General features: G+C 71.8%; 19 protein-coding genes. 9 read left to right on the plus strand and 10 right to left on the minus strand.

All coding sequences use genetic code 11. From position 1 onward, the window contains the following. Positions 1 to 526 precede the first annotated feature (526 nt). From ACFC0B_RS25120 to ACFC0B_RS25130, 3 genes are all read right to left on the minus strand, one after another. A complete protein-coding gene (locus ACFC0B_RS25120; protein WP_376089890.1) occupies positions 527 to 1,093 on the minus strand; it encodes a hypothetical protein in 567 nt (188 codons plus the stop codon). A 176-nt stretch (positions 1,094 to 1,269) separates the two neighbouring features. Then, positions 1,270 to 3,801, minus strand: a complete 2,532-nt coding sequence (locus ACFC0B_RS25125; RefSeq protein WP_376089892.1) for a hypothetical protein — start codon at positions 3,799 to 3,801, stop codon at positions 1,270 to 1,272. A gap of 471 nt (positions 3,802 to 4,272) precedes the next feature. Beyond that, positions 4,273 to 5,205 (minus strand): hypothetical protein, encoded by a 933-nt coding sequence (locus tag ACFC0B_RS25130; protein WP_376089895.1) that lies wholly within the window; start codon positions 5,203 to 5,205, stop codon positions 4,273 to 4,275. A gap of 686 nt (positions 5,206 to 5,891) precedes the next feature. Between ACFC0B_RS25130 and ACFC0B_RS25135 the strand changes: the two genes are divergently transcribed. Next, positions 5,892 to 6,752, plus strand: a complete 861-nt coding sequence (locus ACFC0B_RS25135) for a DUF5655 domain-containing protein (protein WP_376089898.1) — start codon at positions 5,892 to 5,894, stop codon at positions 6,750 to 6,752. A gap of 399 nt (positions 6,753 to 7,151) precedes the next feature. On the opposite strand, the gene ACFC0B_RS25140 is transcribed toward ACFC0B_RS25135, so the two are convergent. The 7 genes from ACFC0B_RS25140 to ACFC0B_RS25170 all read right to left on the minus strand — a co-directional run bounded on the left by ACFC0B_RS25140 (position 7,152) and on the right by ACFC0B_RS25170 (position 15,320). After that, on the minus strand, positions 7,152 to 7,964 hold the full coding sequence (locus ACFC0B_RS25140; protein ID WP_376089901.1) for a hypothetical protein: 813 nt from the start codon (positions 7,962 to 7,964) through the stop codon (positions 7,152 to 7,154). Between the two features lie 128 nt (positions 7,965 to 8,092). Beyond that, positions 8,093 to 8,983 (minus strand): hypothetical protein, encoded by an 891-nt coding sequence (locus tag ACFC0B_RS25145; RefSeq protein WP_376089904.1) that lies wholly within the window; start codon positions 8,981 to 8,983, stop codon positions 8,093 to 8,095. Positions 8,984 to 9,018: 35 nt separating this feature from the next. Continuing rightward, positions 9,019 to 11,106 (minus strand): DUF317 domain-containing protein, encoded by a 2,088-nt coding sequence (locus ACFC0B_RS25150; protein WP_376090312.1) that lies wholly within the window; start codon positions 11,104 to 11,106, stop codon positions 9,019 to 9,021. Positions 11,107 to 11,222: 116 nt separating this feature from the next. After that, complete coding sequence (locus ACFC0B_RS25155; protein WP_359820904.1) at positions 11,223 to 12,092, minus strand: DUF317 domain-containing protein; 870 nt, start codon at positions 12,090 to 12,092, stop codon at positions 11,223 to 11,225. Between the two features lie 132 nt (positions 12,093 to 12,224). Continuing rightward, positions 12,225 to 13,679, minus strand: coding sequence for a DUF317 domain-containing protein (locus tag ACFC0B_RS25160; protein ID WP_376089907.1), 1,455 nt, complete (start codon positions 13,677 to 13,679; stop codon positions 12,225 to 12,227). Between the two features lie 44 nt (positions 13,680 to 13,723). Then, complete coding sequence (locus ACFC0B_RS25165; protein ID WP_376089910.1) at positions 13,724 to 14,329, minus strand: DUF317 domain-containing protein; 606 nt, start codon at positions 14,327 to 14,329, stop codon at positions 13,724 to 13,726. Between the two features lie 193 nt (positions 14,330 to 14,522). After that, the gene (locus tag ACFC0B_RS25170; protein ID WP_359820897.1) at positions 14,523 to 15,320 is read right to left on the minus strand and encodes a DNA methyltransferase; all 798 of its coding nucleotides are present in this window, start codon (positions 15,318 to 15,320) and stop codon (positions 14,523 to 14,525) included. A gap of 707 nt (positions 15,321 to 16,027) precedes the next feature. Between ACFC0B_RS25170 and ACFC0B_RS25175 the strand changes: the two genes are divergently transcribed. The 8 genes from ACFC0B_RS25175 to ACFC0B_RS25210 all read left to right on the plus strand — a co-directional run bounded on the left by ACFC0B_RS25175 (position 16,028) and on the right by ACFC0B_RS25210 (position 23,562). Beyond that, positions 16,028 to 17,194: a C40 family peptidase gene (locus ACFC0B_RS25175; protein ID WP_376089914.1), complete on the plus strand. Its 1,167-nt coding sequence runs from the start codon at positions 16,028 to 16,030 to the stop codon at positions 17,192 to 17,194. Positions 17,195 to 17,291: 97 nt separating this feature from the next. Then, positions 17,292 to 17,609, plus strand: coding sequence for a DUF6112 family protein (locus tag ACFC0B_RS25180; protein ID WP_359820893.1), 318 nt, complete (start codon positions 17,292 to 17,294; stop codon positions 17,607 to 17,609). Beyond that, positions 17,609 to 18,307, plus strand: a complete 699-nt coding sequence (locus ACFC0B_RS25185; RefSeq protein WP_376089917.1) for a hypothetical protein — start codon at positions 17,609 to 17,611, stop codon at positions 18,305 to 18,307. The genes ACFC0B_RS25180 and ACFC0B_RS25185 overlap by 1 nt, the downstream gene beginning before the upstream one ends. A gap of 272 nt (positions 18,308 to 18,579) precedes the next feature. Continuing rightward, the gene (locus ACFC0B_RS25190) at positions 18,580 to 19,827 is read left to right on the plus strand and encodes a type IV secretion system protein (protein ID WP_376089920.1); all 1,248 of its coding nucleotides are present in this window, start codon (positions 18,580 to 18,582) and stop codon (positions 19,825 to 19,827) included. A 65-nt stretch (positions 19,828 to 19,892) separates the two neighbouring features. Further along, positions 19,893 to 21,350, plus strand: a complete 1,458-nt coding sequence (locus ACFC0B_RS25195) for an SCO6880 family protein (protein ID WP_376090315.1) — start codon at positions 19,893 to 19,895, stop codon at positions 21,348 to 21,350. Positions 21,351 to 21,362: 12 nt separating this feature from the next. After that, entirely contained in the window at positions 21,363 to 21,806 is a 444-nt protein-coding gene (locus ACFC0B_RS25200) for a DUF6238 family protein (protein ID WP_376089923.1), read from the plus strand. Next, positions 21,803 to 23,335, plus strand: a complete 1,533-nt coding sequence (locus tag ACFC0B_RS25205) for an ATP-binding protein (protein WP_376090318.1) — start codon at positions 21,803 to 21,805, stop codon at positions 23,333 to 23,335. Before ACFC0B_RS25200 ends, ACFC0B_RS25205 begins: the two co-directional genes overlap by 4 nt. Then, positions 23,332 to 23,562: a hypothetical protein gene (locus ACFC0B_RS25210; protein WP_376089926.1), complete on the plus strand. Its 231-nt coding sequence runs from the start codon at positions 23,332 to 23,334 to the stop codon at positions 23,560 to 23,562. The genes ACFC0B_RS25205 and ACFC0B_RS25210 overlap by 4 nt, the downstream gene beginning before the upstream one ends. Positions 23,563 to 23,656 lie beyond the last annotated feature (94 nt).

The raw sequence follows: 23,656 nt of genomic DNA on the forward strand, positions 1-23,656 counted from the left end.
CCCACTCCGACCGAAATCCAGCGATTCCCGAGGACCGCCGATGAATTCACCGCGAAAGGGAACAGAATTTCGGAGTGAAATCAATCCGACCCGAGTCGAACGTCGGCCAGAAAATGATCGCCGCAAATTCCGACCCATCCACGCCCTTCGGTCTCACCGAACTTGTCCACGCTCGCGGTGGCGCGCTCCGGGGACCGGTCCAGAGCTGGGCACCACCGCCCCGCGCGTGCGGCGGGTTGTTTAAGTTCAACAACCCGTGATCAGCCGACGAGGACCGCGCGGTCCGCAGAACCTTGACCGCCGCGTGCGAGCGGGTCGCGGCTGGCACCTCCGCCGCCCCCACCCGCCCAGCACCCCGGGAACGCCCACCGGCGCCGATACCTTCACTAAGACCCTGCCGGACGGACAGACCATGTCCGTCCCCTCGCCCTGTCGGCGATGGTTCTCCTCGAACAGATGACGGCAGCTGATCCTGCCGGACTGAACCCGTTGCCACGCCGTATCGGTTGAGCAGCCAATGTTCCGTTCAGCGGCGTTCGACGCTGAACCCGCTGTCGTGGAGAGCGGCGGTCCACACCGCCCGGTCGAACCACTTGGTGATGTCCGGCGCGAGCGTGGTGATGCTGGCCATCCGGGCTTCCCAGTCGTGGCCGGCGTCACCGCGGGCGCCTTCACATCCCGCGCAGCCGTCCTCTCCGTGGATGTGGCCGGCCATCCAGGCGTTCACCGCGACGTTGACGATCACGCTGTAGAGGTCGCCGCCCGACTCGACGAGCGAGTCGGGCACGCCCGCGAGGATCAGGGCCAGTTCGGGGTTGTCGAGCGGAGGCATCGGCGCCTGCGCGCCCTCGGCTTCGTCCTCCTTGGCGCTTTCCTGCAGCTCCTGGTACTGCTTGGCGATGGCGTCGGCGAGTGTGTCGGCGTTGAAGTACCTCCAGGCGGAGCGCACCTGGACACCCATCATCTGGGCGACCCCCCTCATCCGCTCCTCGATGATGTCCTCCACCGTCCCCGGGCGGACGGTCACTCCGCGGCGGGCCAGCGCTGCCAGGGTCTCGGCCGCTGCTTCCTTGAATGCCTTCGTGTTCCTCACGCACACCAGCCTAGGTCCCGTAGAGGACTCGCCGTCGCTACCAACCGCTTGCTTCGAAGGACAGATGCTCGACGCACGACCACGCTGGTCGCACGACGCCCTACGGCCGGGCCGCTTCAGGAGGTGTTCTCGCCGAAGCGGCCCGATCGGGTTGCCGGATCAACCAGGCGCTGTGCCTACAGCTTCAGGATCAGCGTCTCGACATTCTCCAGCTCCGCGGCACCGGCCTTCGCGGCGTCGCGGAGCGCCGTCAGCTTCTCCATCCACTGGATCCGCTGGTCGGCCGGGAGTGGCTCTTCCTCCAACTCGGCTCGCAGGTCGATCGCTTCGCCGAACCTGCCCATGAGTTCTCGGGCAGCGGCGGCGGCCAACTGATAGCTGCCCTCTACCAGTTCGATGCGCGCGGCCATCTCCTGACGCAGGATGGCGAGCCGGTCCCGGGGGTCCTGCGGTGCGTGACCGTTCGCGGTGGCCGCCGTGGCGCTGGTGGCGTTGTCCTCGGCCCCAGTGCTCGCGGCCGTGGCGGCCGTGCTGCTTCCGTGGTTCGCGTTCTGAGCGAGGTCCGGCGGGAAGGTCTCGTCGAACCATGCCTTGTCTACGACGATGCCGGTGGGCTCACCGGCGAGGTCCGGGACGAGGATCATGCCGGGCACGATCGGGCTGCGCTGGGTCTCGTCCTTCTCCGCGCGCTCGCCATAGCAGACCGGCTTGCCGCCGCCGGGGGCTTGGGGCGCCAGGACGGCGTCGGGGTGCTCGAGGACGGATCGCGCGAAGGCGAGCAGAAGGACGCGGCTGATGTTCTCCGCCTTCGCCGTGTAGGCCAGGATGAGCGCCGCGACGGCGTTGGCCGGGCTGCGGCGCACACCCTTGCGCCCGGCTCCGGCCTCGCTGCCCTGACCAGGCGTGATGAGGGGCTGGGGGGCGTGGATCAGTGCAGGCACCATGCGCCGCACCAGCGCGGCCCAGGCCGCCGGTTCGCCGGCCTCGGCCCGCAGGAACAGCTCCTTGAGTGACCCTGGGTCCTGGCTGGCGCCCTCCTTCGCGTCCGTCACCGTGAACAGGCCGAGGGCCGCGAGGATGTTGGCCCGGTGAAGGAAAAGCTGGGCAATGGCAGCCGACCACAGCCGCGTACGGTTCTCGGCGTTCGGGGCCCTGGTCTGGCTCCACGCCGGCTCCTGCATGCTCGCCCGGACGATCGGCCAGAACGCCCCGGTGTCGCGCACCTGGCGCTTGCCGTTGCCGGGACCGGCCGAGGGGATCTCCGGGAAGACCAGCGCGGTGATCGCACGGACAGCGATGTCCCGCAGGGCGGCCGGCGTGACCTTCTCGTCGGCGGGCAGCAGGGCGGCCAAGGGGTCGAGCGGGCCGTTCGCCGTCACGGCGTTGCGTACCCCGTCCAGGTCGAGGAGGTCAGTGCCCTGGGCCATGGGGAACGTCTCGTCGAGCAGCTCGACGAGCTTGCCGTCCTGGGCGTAGGCGTCGACGAGGGTCGCGAACAGGGCGACCAGCCGGGCTTCCTCGTCATAGGGCTGGATGCCGCGGAGGTGGTCGTTGACGTTCAGGCCCCGCAGCACGTGCTCCAGCGCGGCCGGCTTGCTGCAGCCGACGACGATCTCCATCGGCACCGTGGCGATCTTCGCGGCGCGCCGAGCGGGGTCCTCCGGGCCCGTGTCCTCTTTGGCATCGGCCTCGTTGAGGCGCTGCGAGAACTGGTTGAGGACCTCCCTCTGGTTCAGCAGCCGCACCCCGGGGTCGGCCTTGTTCGAGGGCGGTTTCACCAGGGTCTGCGGCATTCCGGTGACGATGTGCTCGGGGCGCAGGCCGAAGACGTTCAGGCGGGCCAATGCCCGGTTGTTGGCGGTGACCGCAACCATGCGCCACAGCTCGGACAGGGTTCCGTCAGCGTTCTTGATGCGCCACTGCTGCAGGACGCTCATGCCGCGCGAGAGCTGGCCTGCGGCGACCAGCGACTCGGCGAGGTCGTATCCGCGGGTCCTGCCAAAGCGCTCCAGGTGACCGGCGGCGTAGCGCTGGACGTGGACGGCCTGTTCATAGGTCTGCTCGGCGAGGACGAGCGCGGCCATCGGCTCGCCGTCCTCCTCGGCCGCCCGCACCACGGGGCGCGGAAGGCGGTTGCCGAGCGAGGTGAGTAGAGCGGTCTTCCGGCGCTCGGCTTCGCGCACCTGCTCGGTGGCGTCCGCCAGCTTGCTCTCCGCCGCGGCAAGGGCGGTGGCGTAGTGGGCGTCTTCGCTCGGGGCGCGGCGGCGGGTCTCGCGCTCCTTCTCCGCAGCCTTGTGCGCCTTCTTGGCAGCGTCGAGCGCGGTCTCGGCGGCGATCAGCTCGGCGACGCGCTGGGCGGCTTCGGGGCTTGGAGGGGACCAGATGCCGACGGTGCGGTCGTTGAGGTCCCACGGGGACACGGACGCGCCATGGACGTCGGCAATGAGCAGGAGGACGCGGTCGTTGCCCGACTGCACCACCCGTGACGCCGTGGGGTTGAGGACCTTCCTGTTCCGCAGGGTACTGATGAGCTTCTTGATCTCGGTCTCACCGAGGGCAGTTGCGAGGCCCTCCGTGATCGCGGCGCGCGGCGGGGGCACCAGCCCCTGGTCCTCGCAGGTGTTCTTGATGGCATCCGCTAGGCGCTCACCCCACGACGGAAGCCCGATGTATGGGTAGATGCCGGCAGGTCGCTTGGTGCTGGCCATGAGGTCTGTCCTTCTCCCGGCCGAGCCGGGCAGCAGGGCACGCCTCCGTCTCTCGGGGGCGCGACACGCGCCCGAGGACTCAGCCTCGTGCCAGCGGGAGACCAGCTCCAGGGTTTGGAAGGCGTCCTGGGCGGCCCGCTACGTACGATCCAACGGCCGGCGCCCGCAGGGCGATCACACCTGACGACACCCACGGGTCGGGTGTCCGGGATGTCGCGTCTGTTCTCCTACTCCGCCGACGGCGGCACGAGGCAAGCGGCGGTGATGAACCACCGACGTGTGGCACCGACTGTGCCAGCGCCCTGGGCACGACAGCGAGCATCAACCGAGTCGTCCACTCGATCGGGTGAACTTCCCCCCAACTAGCTTCCGCAGGAAGCAAGTTGCGGACTTGAAAGGCGGGAACCCACCCGGCGGACGCTCCGCGACGATCGCGTCGACCGAGCAGAAGCCGCGTGGAGCGTGGACCGGCTACAGCGCCGCGGACCGATCGGTGACGTCCTCCGCGTCGAGGTGCGGGGTGCCCGCCGCCAGAGCTGCGGGCGGACCCGCCGGGCTTCTGCCCGGCAGCAGGCGGCGCCACCAGGTCGGCCGGGCGGACGCGGGGGCACGCAGTTGCGAGTAGCGCACCACCGCCTGCGGGGTTGCCGTGCGGACCCAGATCGGGGCTCCGACGATGATCCGGTGGGTGCCTTCGAAGTCGGTACCGCCGAGGTGCCAGCGCTCGGGATCGAGCGTGACGTCGCTGTAGACCACTGCCAGCCACTCCGCCTCGTCAGCGTGTCCGAGGGCCCACGGGAGCGTCCATGGCTCCTCCGCTTCGCTCTCGGAACGGTCGCGGTCGCCGGTGGCGATCTTCAACGCCTCGAACGCGAGCTCTTGTTCGTCCCAGCCGCAGGTGCTGCGGGTGCCTCGGCTCTCGAGCAGCTCGCTGACCGCGTACCAGGCCGAGGAGGTCCCACCTTCGACGGCTTCGCCCGTGCGGAAGTCGGCCGCGTTGTCGACGCTGCCGAACAGGCACAGATCGACCCGCCGGCCGGAGCCGTTCCGGGTCCGGGCGTGGAGCACCACACCCTTGTCCCGCTGGGGACCGACGGTGAAAGCGGAGAACGCGACCCTGCCCAGGCCGCCGGCGAACCGCGCCCCCGGCTCGTCATAGGTGACGGCGATGCTGCCCCGCAGGGCCTTCGCCAGCCGGTCTGCCGTCTTGCGCCTGCTCCGCTCGTAGCCCTCCGGCCGCTGGAAGGCGAAGACCGGGAGGCCGAGGCCGAGCACGGACGTCGGGCTACTCGCAGTGGAGAGCCGCCATGGAGCCTCCAGCCGCAGGCCGTTGTCGCGCGCGATGACGCGGATCCGCCGCTCCGACCAGTACCGGTATGTCGTGACTTCACCGATCCGCCGCACCTGCGCCTCCTCAAGTGCCGTGAGCCTACCGAGGACCGCGCCGGCCTCCCGCCCTCTGCACAACACGTCCGCCCGGCCCGTTCATCACGCAAAGCAACCAGTTCAACGGCTTCGATGAGTCCGCAAGCCCTCCGCGCGGGGCAAGGCGGAGAGCGGGTAACGATAACAGCAACCGCCAGTCCAGCAACTCCTCCGCCACCGGCGTCGGCGGCGAGGACCTTGCCAACCTCGTCTGCATGATCCGCTTCAGCATCCCGATGCTCGGACTTCCGGAGGAGCCGCAGGCAACTCGTGCGGACGACGTCACGGCTCTCGAGGCACAGGTGGCGACGGGAAACTCCAACCAGGGCCGTGTCCGAACGCTCCTGCAGCGCGTGAGGTCGCGACGAACCCGGTGGCACAGAACATGGTCCTCACCGGAATCGGGGCAGCTACCGGGATGCCGATGCCGCAACCGTCCCAATAGAGCCAGCACATCGAGAACAGCCCCACCGGCGTTTCCCTCTATTCCCAGCTGACGCAAAGTGCGATTAACGCAACAAGACCTAGATTGCCCTGCTTCCGGCATGTATGGTGTCCGGCTCATCCCCGGGTGGTCCGGCGGATGGTGTGCTGGGGGGTACGTGGCGGGTCTGCAGGTGTTCCGCGTTTCTGATGGGGATGTTCGTCGTGTCGAGGGCGACACCGTGGAGCTGGAGCGTCACCTCCAGGCTCTCGTCGAGGCGAACATGGAGGAGATGCTGGGCGGTGTCCGCTTCCTGGCGAGCGAGTACTCCACCGGTCCGGTGCACCGGGGCCGGATCGACAGCCTCGGTCTGGACGAGGACGGCAGCCCGGTGCTGATCGAGTACAAGCGCACGAGCAGCGAGTCGGTCCTCGCGCAGGGCCTGTTCTACCTCTCGTGGCTGGTGGAGAACCACGCCGAGTTCGAGGCGCTCGTCGAGCAGCGGCTCGGCGCCGAGGTCGCCGAGCAGGTGGACTGGAGCAACCCGCGGGTGGTGTGCATCGCGGCGGACTTCACCCGGTACGACCTGGTGGCGGCCGGGATGTCCCACCACCGGATCGACATGGTGGTCTACCGGCGCTACGGGGACGACTTGGTGACGCTGGAGCTGGCGGCGTCGGTCGCCGGCGGGTGCGGCACCCTCCCGGGCCGGCGGACGGAACTTGCCCGCCCGGTCGCGCCCACCCGCCGGACGGTCACCGACGTCCTCGCGCAGGCCAGCGGCGAGATCCGCGGGCTGTACGAGGAACTCGACGCCCGTCTGCTCGACCTGGGCGAGGGCCACGCGGTGCCGCTGCAGCACTACGTTGCCTACCGCCGCCGGCGCAACTTCGCCTGCGTCCGGGTGCTGGCGCAGGCGCAGGCTCTGGTCGTCTTCCTGCGCGTCGACCCGACGACGATCCAGCTGGTCCCGGGCTGGACCCGGGACGTCCGGAGAATCGGGCACCTCGGGACGGGCGAGCTGGAGGTCCGCATCGGGTCGGTGGAGGACCTCGATCGGTCGATGGAGCTGCTGCGCACGAGCTACGCGGCTGCCGCGTAGCTCGTCTTCGGCGATGGGCCGCACCCCTTCGAGGGGTGCGGCCCATCGCCGTAGGTCGGCCCGGTCGTCCAAGGGCCGGGCCCGCGGGGCGGACCGTAACCTTCAGCGCTACCGGGTTGGCCGGGGCGGCGGTTACCGCCGGCGGGGCCGAGAAAGCGGGGGTGCTGCGGTGGCGGTCGGTTCGCTTGCCCGCGGGGCGGAGGCCGACTTGATGGCCTGCTGGATGTGGGCGCGACGGGCGGCCCAGCGGCTCAGGTCGCGCTGGTAGGTCCGGGCTTCCTCCCCTCCGGCAAGACTCGGGTGAGGGGCTGCGGGCTGACGGTCCTGGGGGTTCGGCTGTTCGATGTATTGGTCCTCTGCGTCAGGGGATGGCGACTCCCGGTACCGGGAGTCGAGCGGTCAGTGTCCGCGGTGGTGCTGCGGTTCTCGGGCCATCGCGGTGATCAGAGCTCGTTCACGGACCAGGTCGGCGTGGACGTCGGGCTGGTCTGGGGCGAGGGCTTCGATGGCGCTGTCGATCGCGTCGAGGGCTTCGGATCGGCGCCCGAGGCTCCGCCAGGCGGTGGCGGTGCGGAAGAGCATGATCGGGTCGGTGTCGTCGAAGGTGGGCCAGGCGGCCAGCTTGAGGATCCGCTCGGCCTGATCTGGTAGTCCGTCTCCGAGCCACAGGCCGTGGAGCAGGGCGTGGCAAACCTGGGGGTTGTCGCCGGCCTCGGCGAGGCTGCGGTCCAGGGCATCGAGGGCACCGGGAACGGAGCTTCCGAGGAGGGCGAACGCGGCGAGGGCGCGGGTGTACGGATCCCAGCGAATTCGCTCGCTCCCCGGGACCTGTTCGAGCAGCTGTTGGATACTGCGGCACCGGAAGTCGAAGCGGAGGGCGGCGAGGTGGATGTGCCGGAGCGCCTGGGCGTGGGTGCGGTCGGTGCCGGGCTGGGTGAGGTGGTCGGTGCCGGCGAGGTGGGCGAGGGCGCTGTTGCGCCGGCTGCGGGCGTACCAGGTGAGGTGGTTGACCAGCGCCGCGCTCGTCTGCCAGTCCGCGTTGGCGCGGCTGAGCCAGCGAGCGGCTTCGGAGGGCCAGGGTCGGCCCGCGTCGATGTCGTGTTCGATGAGGGTGCGGATGGCGGCCAGTGCGGTCGGGCGGAGGTCTTCGCGGTGGACGGCGGCGGCCAGGGCGGCGTACGAGCCGGGGGTGTCGAGCAGTCCGCGGATCATGATGCGCTGGGTGGGCGGGTAGGCGGCGGCGCGGGCGATCCGTTCGATGGTGTCGAGGGCGGTGGTGGCGGTGGCGGTGGTCAGGCCGTGTCCTTGTGGAGTCTGTTCCGTGGTCGGGGATGGTGGGTTCAGCGGGTCCGGCGGGTGCCGGCCGAATGGGGCTGGGTGGGCGGCGGAGTCGCGACTGCCGTGCTGCCCGGGGAGTTCGCGGAGGTGCGGCTGGCTGCGTCGACTCGGCTGGTGGAGCTGCTGCGTTCGGACTCCTTGGCGGCGGCGGCTGCGGGCCGAGCCGGGGGAGGTATGACCGCGGGAGCGGGCGGCAGGGGCTGCCGGGGATCGCGGGTCCACTCCTCAGCGGACTCGTGATCGGGGAAGGCGCCTTCGGTGAGGGTGTGGGTGCCGGCCGTGTAGTCGACGTCCTCGAACAGCACCCGGACGGGGCTGCCCGGCGGGGCCAGGGGGTCGTCGAGGATCACCCAGGTGTACCAGTCGTGCACGAGGTGCTCGTCTCCTCGCCACGCCTCCCCCGGCTTCCAGCCCGGATCCCAGGTCAGGTTCCTGGTGTACGAGGCGTCGCTCCTGAGCGCGTTGCCGGCGGAGCGGATCCGGTGCTCCAGCGCGGTGGTCTCCGCGTTCGCCGGAACGCTGTGGTGGCTGGACAGGGCGGCGATGGCGGTGATGTCGGCGCCGCGCTGGATGAGCCAGTGCTGGGCGAGGACGGGCAGCGGGTGGGGCGAGCTGTCGAAGTGGAACAGCCCGGCGGCCCGGTCCCGCCGGATGTGGATGGCCGCGTAGTGCGGATCATCGGGCGTGCCTGCGGTGGCCGAGTCGTCGCGTACCACGAGGTAGCTGCTGCTCACGCCGTCGGCCAACGGCTGCCCGTAGGCGTGGTGCTGGGAGATCACGGTGTAGCTGGCCGCGTTCATGGTGCCGTTGTACTCCGCTGCCGCGTCCTCCGCGGTGGCCGGGGTCAGACCGTCGAGGTCGAGCAACTCGTCGAAGCCGGTGTCGATGGGCACTCCTGTCGAGAGGGGGTGTGTGCCGCCCGCGGTGGTCAGCGGGTCGGCTGCCGGGGCTGGTCGGGCGGGCTCGTGGCGGTGGTCGAGCGGCTGGTGGCCGGTGCCGGTGGGGAGAGAACGACGCGGGTGCGGGCCGCCAGGGCCCGCGCGGAGGGGCCAGATGCAGCCTTGGGGGCGAGGGGGCGGACGTCGAGGTACAGCAGGTGCTCGAAGGTGAGGTCACGGCCGAGGCGGGCCACCGGCGTCGGGTCGGCCGTCGCGGCCGTGACGGCTTCCAGGAGCGGGGCCGGGATGTTCTCCGACATCTCGATGTTCCAGCCCTCGACTTCGCCCGGACCGAGCTTGCCGCCGTTGATCTGCCAGGCGCGGCTCTCCCCGACGAACATCTGCCCGGCGGGGGCGGTGCAGCGGTAGACGCTGGCCATCTCGCCGTCCGGTGCGTCCCACATCAGGTGTTCACGGGTGCTGTTGTCGTGCCAGCCTGCGGCGATGATCGGCACGAGACCGTCCTCGGCGTTCGCGGCGGTCCGGATCAGCTCGCTCGGGTTGGCGGCGAGCGCGGTGTGCAGGGCGGTCACGATCTCCGGCGGGGTGCGGGGGTCTGCAGTGACCCGCCAGACCTCCTCGCCGCTCAGCAGGTAGTTGAAGGACGCGGTCCAGCTCGTCCCCGTGTCGTCGGTGGTCGACTGGGCGCGCAGCCGCCGGCACGGGCTGGTGTACACCGTGGTGGTGCCCTGCTTCTCGGTGGTCCAGCCTCGATCGGTCAGGGGCTTGGCCGCGGTGGTGCGGTCGTGGCCGGGGCCGGCGAGGTAGACCGGGGCGACGAGGGCCAGCGGTGCGGGCCTGAAGTCCGGGGCGAAGAGCTCCGGGGTGCGTGCGGCGGCCCCGGCCAGCAGGCGGTCGATCGCGTGGAGCGCCTGCTCGTGCTGGGCGGTCGGAAGCGATCCCCAGGTCCACGTGGTGCCGTCGCCGACGGGCCGGTCGTGGAGCATATCGGCGATCCCGCTGAGGTCGGTCCCGTTGATCTGCGCAGCGGCGGCGTAGGCTGCCGCGTCCTTCAGGTCGCTGATGTTGAAGGGGAGTTCCCTCAGTGCCGTGGTGAGGGGAGGTGTCGGCTTTCGGCTTGCGGTCCGCGGGTCGAGGTTGGCGCCCAGGTCCAGGTCGAGGAGCGCCGGTGCACTCGCCGCCGCCGCGACGACCATGTCCTCCACCAGCAGATTCGCCAGGGCCCTCTGTTCCGCGGGAAGTTGCCCCCAGGTCGTCGGGGTGCGGCTCCGGCTGCTGGGGATGACCCGGTCCACGATGTACCACCCGGGCATGAAGTCGGGGTGCTCGATCTCCTCCAGGACCTCCTCGCACAGCTCGGCTGCCGCTTCCCGCAGGTCCGTCTCGGTGTAGGGGCTGGTGTTGGCGGGGTCGGCCACTGTCCGGTGGCCGAGGTGGGCGAGCAGTTCCTCGTCCATCCAGTCCCGGTCCCGCTGCAGGGGGGTGGGGTCGGTGAGGGCTTGGGCGAGGGTGTCGACGACGACCGCGGGGGCGTTGGTGGTGGCCATGGCCTGCCAGTAGGGCGGGTAGCCGCCGGAGCCCCGCGGGCCGATCTCCACGTACAGGTGGGGGTGGGCCATGAGGTCGTCCGGATCGCCGGGCGGGTCCAGGCGGACCTGGACTCGGGCGAGTTCGTCGGGAGCTTCGAGGTCGAGCACACCGCCGCGGTAGGTGCTGCGCCAGCCGGCGTCGGTGAGGGTGCGGATCAGGGTCCGCCGGTCGGTCGGCTGCTGGAGGGCGGGGTGCGACTCGCCGGTCCAGTCGATGGTGTCCCCGGTGCGGGCGAGTACGTCGGTGACGGCCATGATGATCTCGGGCGGCGTCTCGGTCGAGAAGCCGGCCATCCAGGCCGGTGTGCCGAGGGGCTCCGGGGCGGCCGTGATCCGCCAGGCGGCGCCGGGGTCGAGCTGGCCGTCCGCGATGCGGAAACGGTGGTTCGGGCTCCAGGCGAACTCCTGGTCCAGGTCGTGGTCGGTGCTGCGGCCCCACCCCTGCTGGACAAGGTGGTCGAAGACCCGGGTGGTGTGACTGGCCCCGGCGAGGTAAGTCGGGGTGACGTCGATCGTGCTTTCGGGGATGGCGGTTCCTCGGGGCTGTCAGCGGCTGGGGCCGTGGGTGACGGTGGCGGAGCGGGCTGCTGGTTCTGGTCGGCAACGGACTTCGGGGTGGCCGCCTCGCAGCCGCACCCCGGTGTTCATCGGGAGCGCGGCCTCGGCCCGGACGCGGACACCGAGAAGGCGATCTGGGTGGAGTCTGCGGCGGCGCGGGTCGGGGAGGTCGTGCGGGCGGCTCGGGCGCGGTGGGTGTCCAGCGGCGTCGGGCTGGAGGGGATCTCCGTCAGTTCGGCGGCGCCGATGACCGCCGCGCCGACTGCCAGGTCGCCGAGGTCTCCGATGTCGCGGATGGCGGGGGCGAGCATCGCGCTGACCATGGTGTGCAGGATCTGGTCCGGCGTGCAGATGCTGGCTGCGGCGGACCAGCCGTCGAAGTCGCCGGCGATGTCAACGCTCCAGAATCCGTCCTGCCCGGCCTCCTCCCACTCCTCCGGGTCGAGGACCGCCTGGGTGTTGAGGACGATCCTGTCCTGCGGGCTGTGCTCGGCGAACGCCGTCTCGGTGCCCGCCGCGGCGTCCCAGATGAGGGTCCACCCGTGGGCCTGGAGGGGGGTGCGCCACTCGTCGTCGGCGGCGCCCCCGGTGAGCCGCCGGCCGGTGCGCAGCCGGTCGGCCAGGTCGGTGGTGATGGCCTCGACGACCTCGACCGGCGTGTTCTCGGTGAGGCTGACGGTCCACAGCGGTGGGAGGAAGGGGCGTTCATGGACGGCGACCTTCCACTTCACGTCGCCGCCTTCCGGCTCGAGTCCGAGCCGGATTCGGCCGTCGGTGGAGATGATCAGCTGGTTGCCGCGACCGTCGTCGAGGCGTACGGCTCCCGCGTCGGTGAGCGGCCGGATCGCGCGCTCGGTGTCCCGGGTGGGGCCGGCGTACAGGGCTGGGGTGATGCGGACCTGCTGCCAGGGTCGTTCGCGGGCGCGCTTGGCCCAGTGGGGATTGGCCGTGGTCAACTACTGCTCCAGGTAGGCGTGTTCATGTGGTGCGCGGCCGGATCGTCACTGCGGCGGGCGCGATGGAGCGGGGGAAGTGGCGACCTGGACGTCGTCGGACATGGGCAGGGCCTCGCGGGGTTGGTGCGGGGGTCAGCGGGACTGCGGCCGCGGGCTGTCGTGGCCTGGCGCTCCTGTGTGGCCGAGCGGGCCGGTGACCGCAGGAGGTGCGGCCGGTGTGGTTCGGGTGCGGGCTGCCGCAGACCGCGGCGAGTGGGCGGTGCCGAGGCGGCCGACTGCATGGTCGGCCGCCTCCCGGCCGGAGGCGACGATCTCGGCCGTCAACCGGAGCGCTTCACCGGCGTCTCCACCGACGCGGTGGTGGAGGGCCCAGCCGCCGGCCGCCCGCAGAGCCCGGGCGCTGCGGTCCAGCACACCGCCCTCCCCGGTGATGACGCCGACTGCCCTGCGCACCTCAGCCGGGTCGGTGGTGCGCAGCAGGTGGGTGGTGACCTCGTCGATGCCCTCGGCCAGCCGTTCTGCGGTGGTGCTCGGCAGGAGCTCTCCGGTGACGGGGGCGAAGGGCCGTGGCGACGGGCGGACGCCGAGGGTGGGGTCGAGGGTGACGTCGTACCCGGCCGTGGCGAGGAGGACGGCCGCGTCGGTGGCGATCTTGTTCTCCTCGTTCCGGGGGTGGCCGGCGGGCAGGGTGTAGCGGTTCGAGCGCCCGGGGGTGGGGGCGAACCCGGTGGTGCCGACGAGGAAGGCGGCGTGCGCGTCCCCGCCGGTCGCGGTGATCGCGCCGTCGTCGGTGCGTCGGATGGTGACCGTGTTCGGGCCGGCTCGGCCGGGTTCCGCCGGTCCGGGCTCGGCTGGTGCCTCGCCCTGGTCTTCGCGGGTGGGCTGCTGGCCGCGGGCGGGTGGGAGGTTGCGGCGATGACGCGGTTCGAGGTGGACCTGGGTGCGGTTGGCGGCGGGGATCTGGAGGCTCTGGCGGAGCGCCGGCAGGGGGGTGACGACCTCGTCGAACGCCGCGCTGATGAGGGCGGTGGGCGTGTGGCCGGCGAAGACGGCATGCCAGCGCTCGCTGGGGTAGCCGCGGGGGCCGCCCCAGACGGTGACGGTCGGACCGATCCCGCGGATGTCGCCGATGTTGTGGTTGACGGCGATGCCGGCGGTGGCGTCAGGGCGGGTGCAGCTGTAGACGCCGTGGACAGGGCTGGTCTCCCGCGACCACGGTTCGTCGGCGGCGTCCAGGTCGGCCGCGATGGTGTTGTCCAGCGACCGTCGCCCCCACAGGAGTTCGTCGCGCACCGTCTCTGAGGTCGCGGTCAGGGCGTGGGAGAGGCGCTCGAGCACTGCGGTGACGACCTCGGCCGGGGTGCGGGTGCAGAACGTCGTGTGCCAGGTCCGCTTGCCGACGGGCGAAGCGTACGCGGCGATGGTCCAGCGGGGCCCCGTGCTGGTGTCGTGGTCGAGTTCGATCGCGGCGAGGAGGGACTCGTGCAGGGCGACGGTGGTGTCCTGCCCCGGGCTGTAGCGGCCCCAGGCGGGGGCCGCTTCGAGGAAACGGGCGAGGGCTGCTTCGGCGTCGCCCGGTCCGGCCAAGTGGCCTGGTGTGACCACCACTTCGAGGTCGCGAGCGGGGGTGGTCAGGGGGTCTCCTTCCGGGCGGGCTCACCTGCGGCACCGGTGCCGGCCAGTGCCGCGGTGCTGCCGGGCGGATACAGCACCGGGGGCGCGATGTTGGGGGCATCGTGTACCCGGGTGATCGCGTCGACGAGGGCGGTCAGGACCGGCGCGGGGGCTGCTTCACTCACCGAGATCGACCAGAACCGGCCGCCCTTGACGCCGTCGATGTCCCAGCAGCCGTCCTGGCCCGACTGGAACGGATCGAGCATCCGGCCGGCACGGTTGTGGTGGGTGGCCGATGCCCTGTCGCCGTTGGCAGCCCGGTAGTGGAACGGGTGGGCGCGCAGCCCGGGCGACCTCTGCCACCCCGCGTCGGCGAAGCCGTCGAGGGCGGTGGCCGGGTCGACGGTGCCCCAGAAGTCGAACAGTGGGTGGTTCTCCTGGTGGAGCCGGGCGAGCGTCGCCGTGACCGCGGCCACTACCTCGATGGGCGTGTTCCGGTTGAGGTGCGCACCCCAGAGTGGCTGCTCGAACGGCTCGTCGTGGACGAGCACCCGCCAGGAGGGCCAGCTCCAGTGCGGGAAGACGTAGCCGACGTGGATCCGGTGGTCGGGGGTGATGACCATGGTGTTCTTCGCGGCGCGGGTGAGGTGGGCGCCGAGGTCGAGCAGGGGCTGCAGCGCCCGGTCGAGGCCATCGGGCGGCCCGTCGGCGGCGTCCCAGTAGGTCGACGGGTCACCGTACTTCTTGAACAGGTCATCTCCTTCAGGCTCGGAGCGGGACCGGGCCGCCGCGCGGGCGGCGGCCCGGCTGGCGCGGTCAGGCTTCGGCCGGCTTGACGGCCTCGGAGTCAGGGTCAGGGTCGGCGTCGGGGTCCGGGTCGGCCGCGCCCTCGGCGATCTGCCGCTCGGTCTCAGCGAGTCGCTGCTCGGCGATGCCGGCGTAGTGCGGGGTGACCTCCACGCCGATGAAGTTTCGGCCCTCCAGCAGGGCCGCGACTCCGGTGCTGCCGCTGCCCGCGCACACGTCGAGCACCGTGCCGCCGGGGCGGCAGATCTTGACCAGCTCCCGCATCACCGAGACGGGCTTCTGGGTGATGTGGACCCGACCGCTCCTGGGCTGGGAGGCGGTGTAGAGGCCGGGCAGGTAGACGGGGTGGGCGTCGCCGTCGATCGGGCCCTTGCTCCCCCACAGTACGAATTCGCAGTGCTGGGTGAATCGGCCCTTTTGCGGCCTGGCGGCGGGCTTGTACCAGGCGAGTGCGCCGCGCCAGATCCAGCCGCCGGCCTGCAGTGCGTCGCTCGTTGCGGCCAGCTGGCGCCAATCGGTGAAAACGAGGGCGACGCCACCATTCTTGGTCGCGCGGTAGGACTCGGCGAGGAGCTGGGAAAGCCAGTAGGTGTAACTCCGCTGATCCTTGTTCTCGCCGGGGAAATCGGCGAGGGAATGGGCGGCGTCGTTCGAGGTGTACTTCGCTCGCGCCGTTCGTCCGGTCCGCTCCTGGGCGGTGCGCCCACCGGAATTGTAGGGCGGATCGGTGATCACGGCATCGACGGAGTTCGAAGGGATCGCGGCGAGCCGGACCAGGGCATCGCCTTGGTGGATTTCGTAGGGCAAGGGGCGGGCTGACCTCCTGGTCGGGGATGGGGCAGCAGCGGCAACCGGCGGCGTGACCTGGCCTTTCGACGGTCGACAGAGATCCGGCGGGGCGGCTCCGGAGCGCTCGGGCTGCGGCTGCGTCAGGAACCTAGCCCAGGTGCGGCTCGCAACCTAAAACGCACCCCGAGCCACCCTGGCGAAGATCGTTTTAGGTTGCGAGCCGCACTGCGCCTATCGTCTGCCGCACCCCCGGAGATCACTCGACCCGGAATCCCGTTTTAGGTTCCGAGTCGGTCCGGTTCTACGGTGGGGCACCCCGACGGAACACCGCTTTCTACCTGCACGCCGACCAGTTACCCGTTTTTGGTTGCGAGCCGAGAAGGCATTAGCGTCCGCCGGGAAGGCCGTCGGTACACCCCGGGCCGTGGGCGCCGCACCGTTTTAGGTTGCGAGCCCGCGATTCGATACCTTCGGCCGCCGCAAGCGAAATTCCACCCCACCCATCCCAGGGGACATCCATGCCTTTTTCGAGATTACGAGCGCGGCTTGCTGCCGCTCCCTCCGGCCCGCCCGCCTCCCGGCCGGGCGGGCCCACCCCGCACCCCTCCGCACGATCCGACAGGAGCCCCCGCCTTGCTCGCCCTCACCGCACGGATGCGGATGCCCAAGCCCCGCCCGCCGGACCCCCGCGCCGACGCGGCCGGAGGTGACGTTCGGAGGGCGCGATGAGCTGGCAGAAGTGGGTCGGCGGCGGTCTCGCCGGCCTCCTCCTGGCACCGTTCGCCGTCGCCTTCCCCGCCCTGGCGGTCAGCGCCAACGACTCCACCAAGTCCGACACCTGCACCCCCGGCACCGGTCCACAGCCTGTGGACAGCGCGGCCGTCGCCGCCCAGGTCAAGAAGATCCTGGACGGCGCGACCGGCCAGGTCGGACCCGTCGCCGGGCTGGACAACCCGGCCGTACAGATCCCCTTCGCGAAGACGATCACGGCGACGGGCATCTCGATGAACGTGCCCGCCCGCGGGCAGGTCGTCGCCCTGGCCACCGCGCTGCAGGAATCGAACCTGCGGAACCTGTCCTACGGTGACCGCGACAGCCTGGGCCTGTTCCAGCAGCGCCCGTCGCAGGGCTGGGGTACGGCCGAGCAGATCCAGGACCCGGTGTATGCCTCGACCCGGTTCTACAAGGCCCTGCTGGAGGTGCCCGGCTGGGAGCAGCTGCCGCTCACCGTGGCGGCCCAGAAGGTCCAGCGGTCCGGCTACCCGGACGCCTACGCCAAGTGGGAGCCGCTGGCGACCGCCCTGCAGCAGGCCATCTCCCAGGTGTTGTCGGGGAGTTCCACTCCTGTGCCGACGCCCTCTCCGGGCACGACCCCGTCACCGAGCCCGTCCGCGCCGGCCACGCCGAGCGGCTGCGGCACCGGGGGTGACGACGGAACGAACTGGGGCGTCATCCCGCCCGGCGTCCTGCCGGCCGGTTACCAGATCCCCACCGATGCCCCGCCTGCCGTGCAGAGCGCCATCAAGTTCGCGCTCGGCCAGCTGAACACGGCCTACCAGTGGGGCGGCAGCTGCACCGACTCCCATGGCCAGGACCCGATGGGCCGCTGCGACTGCTCGTCCCTGACGCAGCAGGCGTACAAGGCTGGCGGCATCACCCTGACGCGCACCACGTACACGCAGGTGGCCGAGGGTACCGCGGTGCCCGTCGACGCCATCCGCCCAGGCGACCTGCTGTTCACCCGGCCCGGCCCCAACGGCCCGGAGCACGTCGGCATGGCCATCGGCCAGGGCCTCGTGGTGCACGCACCCAAGACGGGCGATGTCGTCAAGATCTCCACGCTCGCCTCGTGGAAGGGCGACATCATCGCCGCCCGCCGCATCGCCCCCTGACGGTAACTGCCGTCCACTTCAGCGCACTTCGCGCCCCTCACCCCCTCCCGCGCGGTCCGCCCGCGCACCTTCCTGCCCCTCTAGCCGTGGAGTGTGTTTGCTCACCTACTACCTCGCCGACGCCGCCACGCAGCTGGCGTACGACCCCGGCATCACGCCCAGCCAGGGCGGCCTCCCCGGCCTGGATGTCCTGAAGTCCACCGTGGGCAGCATCAATCTCTTCGCGATCATCGCGGTGGTCGGTGCACTCTGCGTCAGTGGCATCGTCTGGGCCTGGGGCCACCACACCGGCTCGCACGGCAGCGAGCAGAAGGGCAAGCAGGGCGCCTTGGTCGCGGCCGGCTGCGCCCTCCTGCTGGGCGCCGCGAACGGCATCGTCAGCTTCTTCTCGACGGTGGGGACCAACGTCCACTGATGCCGAAGTCCTCGCCGCTCGCCGGCCAGTCCACCATGCTGCGCCGGCTGCTGATCGGCCTGGGCGTGCTCGTGGTCGTCGCCCTGCTGGCCGGGCTCACCGCCCGGCTGGCGGGCGGCGACCACCACACCCCGAGCGCCGCCAACTCCCCGTCCTCCCCTTCCGCTTCCGCGACGTCGACCGTTTCGCCGCTCGACCCCGGACCCGTCCCCTCGGACGGAGCGACACCGGGCCCCTCCGTCGTCGCTGCTCCGCCGCATACCAGCGACCCCATCAAGTTCGCGACGGCGTTCGCCACCGCACTGTGGAGTTACGACACCCGCACCGCCACCCAGCCTCAGCAGCTGGCCGGCCTCCGCGGCTGGCTGACCGGCGAGAGCAGGTACGCCGACCCGGACGCCCTTGCCGCCCAGCTGCCGGACCCGGTCCTGTGGAGCCGGATGCGCGACAACGGTCAGCACGCCATCGGCGAAGCCGCCGAGGCGCACCTGCCCGCAGCCTGGCAGCAAGCCATCGGCAAGGACCCGACTCAGCTCACCGTCGCCTACATCTACGCCGTCACCGTCACCGGCAAGCAGACCGTCAGCTGGAACGACGGCGGCCGGGGAGCCGAGGACCGCAGCCTCACCCTGGCCGTCCAGTGCCGGCCGGGCCGCGACTGCGCGCTCGCCTCCATCGCCACCACCGTCTACCCCTGACCTCCTTCCCCATCGGTCCCGACCAGAGGAGCTGATCGCCCATCGGTTTCTGCGACATTCCCGGCTCCGGCCTGCTCTGTGACGTCATCGTCGGCGGCGTCAGCGACTCCGTCACCGACTCCATCGGCAACTGGGTCGCCAAGAGCGCCGGCGACCTCGCCAAGAGCGCGGTCGACCTCGCCTCCCGCGCCGTTGACAAGACCACCTCGGTCGACCTGGGCGCGGAATGGTTCCGCACCAACTACGCGACCATCCTGCCGATCGCGCTGGTCATGATCGTGATGACCTTCATCTTCCAGCTGATCCGTGCCGCCTGGAGGCGGGACGGCCAGGCGCTCGGTCAGGCCGTCACCGGGACCGTCTCGGCGACCCTGTTCGCGATGACGGCGATCACCTTCACCGGCGTCTCCCTGGTCATCGTCGACGCCCTCTCGCGCGGGCTGTTCCAGATCGCCAACTCCAGCATGGACGACGCGGTCAGGCGCCTGGTCAAGGTGTCGATGATCGGGATCACATCACCGCTGGGCTGGGCGATCCCCGCGCTGGTGGCGCTCGGTTGCGCCGCCGGGGCGATCCTCTACTGGGGCGCGATGGTCCTGCGCAAGGTCACGATTCTCGTCCTCGTCGTGCTCGCACCCTTCGCGGCGGCCGGCGGCGCCTGGGAGCCCACCCGCGACTGGCGCCGGAGGTGGATCGAGGCCACCGCGACGGTCGTTTTCAGCAAGTTGATCATGACGATCATCATGCTCGTCGGCGTCTCCGCGCTCGGCCAGAGCGACACCAAGGACGGCGTGCAGGCCCTCTCGGACATCATCTCCGGCCTCGTCGTCATGGCCCTGGTGCTGCTCAGCCCGATGGCGATCTACAAGTTCGTCCACTGGGCGGGCGACGGCGGGCAGGGCCACGATCTGCACCGCAGCACCGCCACCGGTCTGCAGGTCGGCGCCGCGACCGCCCAGAAGGCCGGCCGGATGGCCGCGACCGCGGGTGCCGGCGGTGCCGGCGGAGCAGCGATGGGCGGGGCCGCCCCGCAGGGCCCGGCGCAGGTGCCCGGCCAGGACGCCCCGGCCGGCGGCAGCGTCGGCAGCCCGGGCTCCAGCGAAGGCTCGTCCCCGTCGCAGAACACCTTCCGCTTCCCCGGCACCTCCTCCGGCGGCGGCGATGCGATCGGGAAGGCTCTGATCACCCGCCGCGCCCAGCAGTCTGGCGGTGACCAGGGCCAGCCGCTGATTTCCCGGGCGCCGGCCTCCGGCCAGTCCTCCGGGGGCGGAGCGAGCGGAGGAGCAACCGCCAAGCCCACGAGCGCAGTTGCCGCCGCCGGTGGGAGTGCGGGTGCCACGCAGGTGGTCTTCAGCGCCGCACGTGGCGCCGTCGCCCAGGCTCCTGCCGCCCCGCCGGCGTCCGCCGCTGGCCCCGCCCCGTCGGCGTCCGCCGCTGGCCCCGCCCCGTCGGCGTCCGCCACCGGCTCGGTCTCGGCACCGAGCAGCCCCGTCGGCCCCTCCACGCCGCCGACCTCCTGACCAGCACCGGCCGGGGCCGCCGCCCGCCCCGGCCGGTGCCCCCGCCCTGACCGAAGGAGTCGCCCCTGTCGGCCGACCTTCCCACACCGACCGTCCGCTTCCCCAGTCGATCCCGACGGGGAGTTCTGCTCGGGCTGACCGCCGCCCAGCTCACCGTCGTCGGCACCGCCGGTGCGATGCTCCTGGCCACCATGGTCGCCACCGGACTCGCCGGAGCCGCCCTCGCCACGCCGCTCTGGGCCCTGGCCGCCGCGCTCGTCATCGTCCGCTTCCACAGCCGCTCCGTGGCAGATTGGGCCCCGATCCTCATCCGGTACTACCTCCGCCGCGCCAAGGGCCAGCTCGTCTGGCTCGCCCGGCCCGCCACCCGGCCCCGCCGCGACGGCCTGCTCCACCTGCCCGGCACCGACGCCAGCCTGCGCGCCGTCACTGCCCCCGGCGGCACGCTCGGCGCGATCCACAACCCCCAGAAGAACACCCTCACCGCCGTCATCCGCGTCAGCTCCCGCGCCTTCGCCCTGCTCGATCCCTCCACCCAGGCCGGTAACGTCAATGCCTGGGGACGGTGCCTGGCCTCGCTGGCCCGCACCGGCTACATCACCGCCGTCCAGGTGATCGAGCGCACCGTCCCCGACAGCGGCGACGCCCTCGCCCGGTACTGGGCCGAGAACGGCCGCCCCGACGCCCCCCTCGCGGGCCCCGTCTACGAGGAACTCCTCGCCGCCGCCGGCCCGACCGCGGCCCCGCACGAGGCGTACATCGCGATCAGCCTCGACCTCAAGGGCGCCCGCCGCCTGATCGGCGAGGCCGGCGGCGGCCTGTCCGGCGCGTTCAGCGTCCTGGCCCAGCTCGTCCCCGGCTTCGAGCAGTCGCTGCGCAACGCCGGACTCAACCCCCGCGGCTGGCTCAGCACCGGCGATATCGCCGCCGTGATCCGCTCGGCCTACGACCCGAAGGCCCTCGCCAACCTGGAGCAGTGGTCCGAGAGCGGCGAGGCCGTCGCCGACCCGGCCGCCGCCGGCCCCGTCGTGGTCGTCGAGGAACCAGGCCGCCTGACCACCGACACGGCCTGCCATGCGGTGTACTGGATCGAGCAGTGGCCCCGCTCCGAGGTTACCCACGGGTTCCTCCACCCGCTGGTCTTCGCCGGCGGCGCCCGCCGCACCCTCTCCCTCACCTACGGGCCGCAGGCACTGGATGCCGCGCTCAAGGCGGTGCAGCGCACCAAGGCGTCGATCGTCGCCGACGCCGCCGAGCGGGTCCGCAAGGGCCAGGTCGACTCCGAGGCCGACAGCATGGAGTACGCCGACGCCAAGCAGCACGAGCGCGAGCTGATCTCCGGTCACGCCGACGTCGACCTGACCGGCCTGGTGGTCGTCAGCGCGGACACCCCGGAGGAACTGCGCCGCGCCTGCGCCTCGATCGAGACCGCCGCCGCCGGCACCGGCCTGGACCCGCGGCTCCTGCGCTGGCAGCAGGCCGAGGCGTTCGCGCAGGCGGCCCTGCCGCTCGCCCGCACCTGACGGGGGCCGGCCGTGCACCACCCACCCACCAGCGACCACCGCCTCCTGCGCTTCGCGACCGCGGGCGTCGACGTCCACCACCACACCGCCATCCCGGAGCAAGCGCCCGTCTCCCGCGGCGAGTTGGACGCGCTCCACGCTCACTGCGTCGCCCTGTTCGCGCTGCTCGACACCCACACCGGCACCACCCGGCCGCTCGCCCCGGCCGAGGCCGGCCACCTCCACGCCGCCCGCATCCGGCTCTGGCAGACCTGCGACGCCCTCCACGACGCCTACCACCGCGCCCCGCGGGCCGACGGACGCCGCCCCACCCGCGAAGCCTGCGCGCTGCGGCTGCCGGAAGGCGCCCCCGACATGGTGATCTGCCAGCGCCACAGCACCACCTCGGGCCGCGTCCGGGTGATCGCCACCCCCTCCGAGCTCCGCGGCACCCCGACCACAGCCCCTCGCGTCTGACAGGAGAAACGTTCCTGCGCCCCCGCTCCGCCAGTGCCACCCCCCTGTTCACCCCGACCCGCTCGGACCGCGCCGCCCGCCGCCAGGCCAAGCGCGACCTCGCCGCCGCCCGCCGCGCCGCCCGCCAGGCCGACCGCCCCCACCGCCCGAAGAGCCGCCGCGAGGAGAACGCCGAACTCCTCCCCACCTACCCCGCAGCCGGACGCCCCGGCCCCGCCTCCCTGCGCGGCGGCCGACTGCGACTTCCCGCGCACCGCATGACCACCGCGACCGCCTCGGCCGCCTACCCCTTCCTCGCCGAGGGCGGCCTCGGGTCAGCCGGCGTCCTGATCGGCCGCGACGTCCACGCCGAGGCGTCGTTCGTCTTCGACCCCTTCGCCCTGTACGGGAAGGTTGAGAACTTCACCAACCCGAACACGCTGGTGGCCGGCGTGATCGGCCAGGGGAAGTCGGCGCTGGCGAAGAGCATCGCTTTGCGCAGCACGGCATTTGGTTACCGCGTCTACGTCCCATGTGACCCGAAGGGCGAGTGGACGTCGGTCGCGGAGGCGATCGGCGGGACCACCATCGCGCTGGGGCCGGGGCTTCACGGAAGGCTCAACCCGCTCGATGCGCCGCCCGCTCCGGTCGGCGTCGACCTGGCGGACTGGGCGGGTGAGGTTCGCAAGCGCAGGCTCTTGCTGCTCGGCTCGCTGGCCCGCACGGTCCTGCGGCGCGACCTGGCGCCGATGGAGTACACGGCGATGGACATCGCGCTGGACGCGGTGGTCGACCGGTGCGCGCGCACGGGCCAGGTCCCGCTGCTGGGCGACGTCGCGGCCGTTCTCGGGCAGCCCGCCGTCCTGGACGCCGCGCTCGGCGATCCCACCCGGCGCGTCGGCGCAGCCGCCCAAGACCTCGCCCATGCCCTGCGCCGACTGGTCAACGGCGATTTGGCGGGCATGTTCGACGCGCCGTCGACCGCGGAGTTCGACCCGAAGAGTCCGATGCTGACCATCGACCTCTCGCGGCTCGGCTCCTCGGGCGACGACACCGCGCTGACGCTGGCGATGACCTGCGCGTCCGCCTGGATGGAGGCCGCGCTCAGCGACCCCAACGGTGGTCGCAGGTGGGTGATCTACGACGAGGCGTGGCGCGTGATGCGGCACGCGGCGCTGCTGGAACGCATGCAGAGCCAGTGGAAGCTGAGCCGCGGCCTGGGAATCGCGAACATGCTGATCATCCACCGCCTGTCCGACCTGCTGTCGGCCGGTGACGCCGGCTCACGGACCCGGGCGCTCGCCGAGGGCCTGCTGACCGACTGCGCGACCCGCGTGATCTACCGGCAGGAGAGCGACCAGCTGGCCGCCACCGCCGGCCTGCTCGGCCTCAGCGGTGTCGAGACCGCCGCCATCGCCGCCCTCGGCAAGGGCCGCGGCCTGTGGAAGGTCGCCGGCCGGAGCTTCGTCGTCCAACATCTCTTGCACCGCGCTGAGTTGACCCTGTTCGACACGGACGCCCGGATGCATGCGGCTCCGGATCCGGCATGATCACGCCCGGCCGCCTGCGGCTGCTCCGCGTGGTGATCGACTCCGATCCGGCCGATCCCGGCAACGTCCTCGTCGCACAGACCGCCCTCGTCGCGGACGGCGTCCTGCAACACGCCGGGCTGCTTCCCGGAGCCGGTGGCCAACCGGCCACCGCGCCCGGCGGCGCCCAGGTCACCGCTCCAGGCCCAGCAGCGCCCGCCCTGGCCGGCTCCACCCACCACCGCTGACCGCCAGGAGTTGCCATCGCCCACGTCACCATCGCCCACCTGCCCGACCGGGACACCATCGTCGCCGACCCTCCCGACCGGCGCAGCGCGTACT

The sequence above is a fragment of the Kitasatospora sp. NPDC056184 genome, assembly GCF_042268405.1.
Lineage (GTDB): Bacteria > Actinomycetota > Actinomycetes > Streptomycetales > Streptomycetaceae > Kitasatospora.

Bases quoted from the DNA above. Each gene is read 5' to 3' on its own strand.
- ACFC0B_RS25125 (WP_376089892.1), bottom strand. From the start codon at position 3,801: ATGGCCAGCACCAAGCGACCTGCCGGCATCTACCCATACATCGGGCTT.
- ACFC0B_RS25185 (WP_376089917.1), top strand. From the start codon at position 17,609: ATGCCGAAGTCCTCGCCGCTCGCCGGCCAGTCCACCATGCTGCGCCGG.
- ACFC0B_RS25210 (WP_376089926.1), top strand. From the start codon at position 23,332: ATGATCACGCCCGGCCGCCTGCGGCTGCTCCGCGTGGTGATCGACTCC.
- ACFC0B_RS25165 (WP_376089910.1), bottom strand. From the start codon at position 14,329: ATGGTCATCACCCCCGACCACCGGATCCACGTCGGCTACGTCTTCCCG.
- ACFC0B_RS25140 (WP_376089901.1), bottom strand. From the start codon at position 7,964: ATGATCCGCGGACTGCTCGACACCCCCGGCTCGTACGCCGCCCTGGCC.
- ACFC0B_RS25175 (WP_376089914.1), top strand. From the start codon at position 16,028: ATGAGCTGGCAGAAGTGGGTCGGCGGCGGTCTCGCCGGCCTCCTCCTG.
- ACFC0B_RS25190 (WP_376089920.1), top strand. From the start codon at position 18,580: ATGATCGTGATGACCTTCATCTTCCAGCTGATCCGTGCCGCCTGGAGG.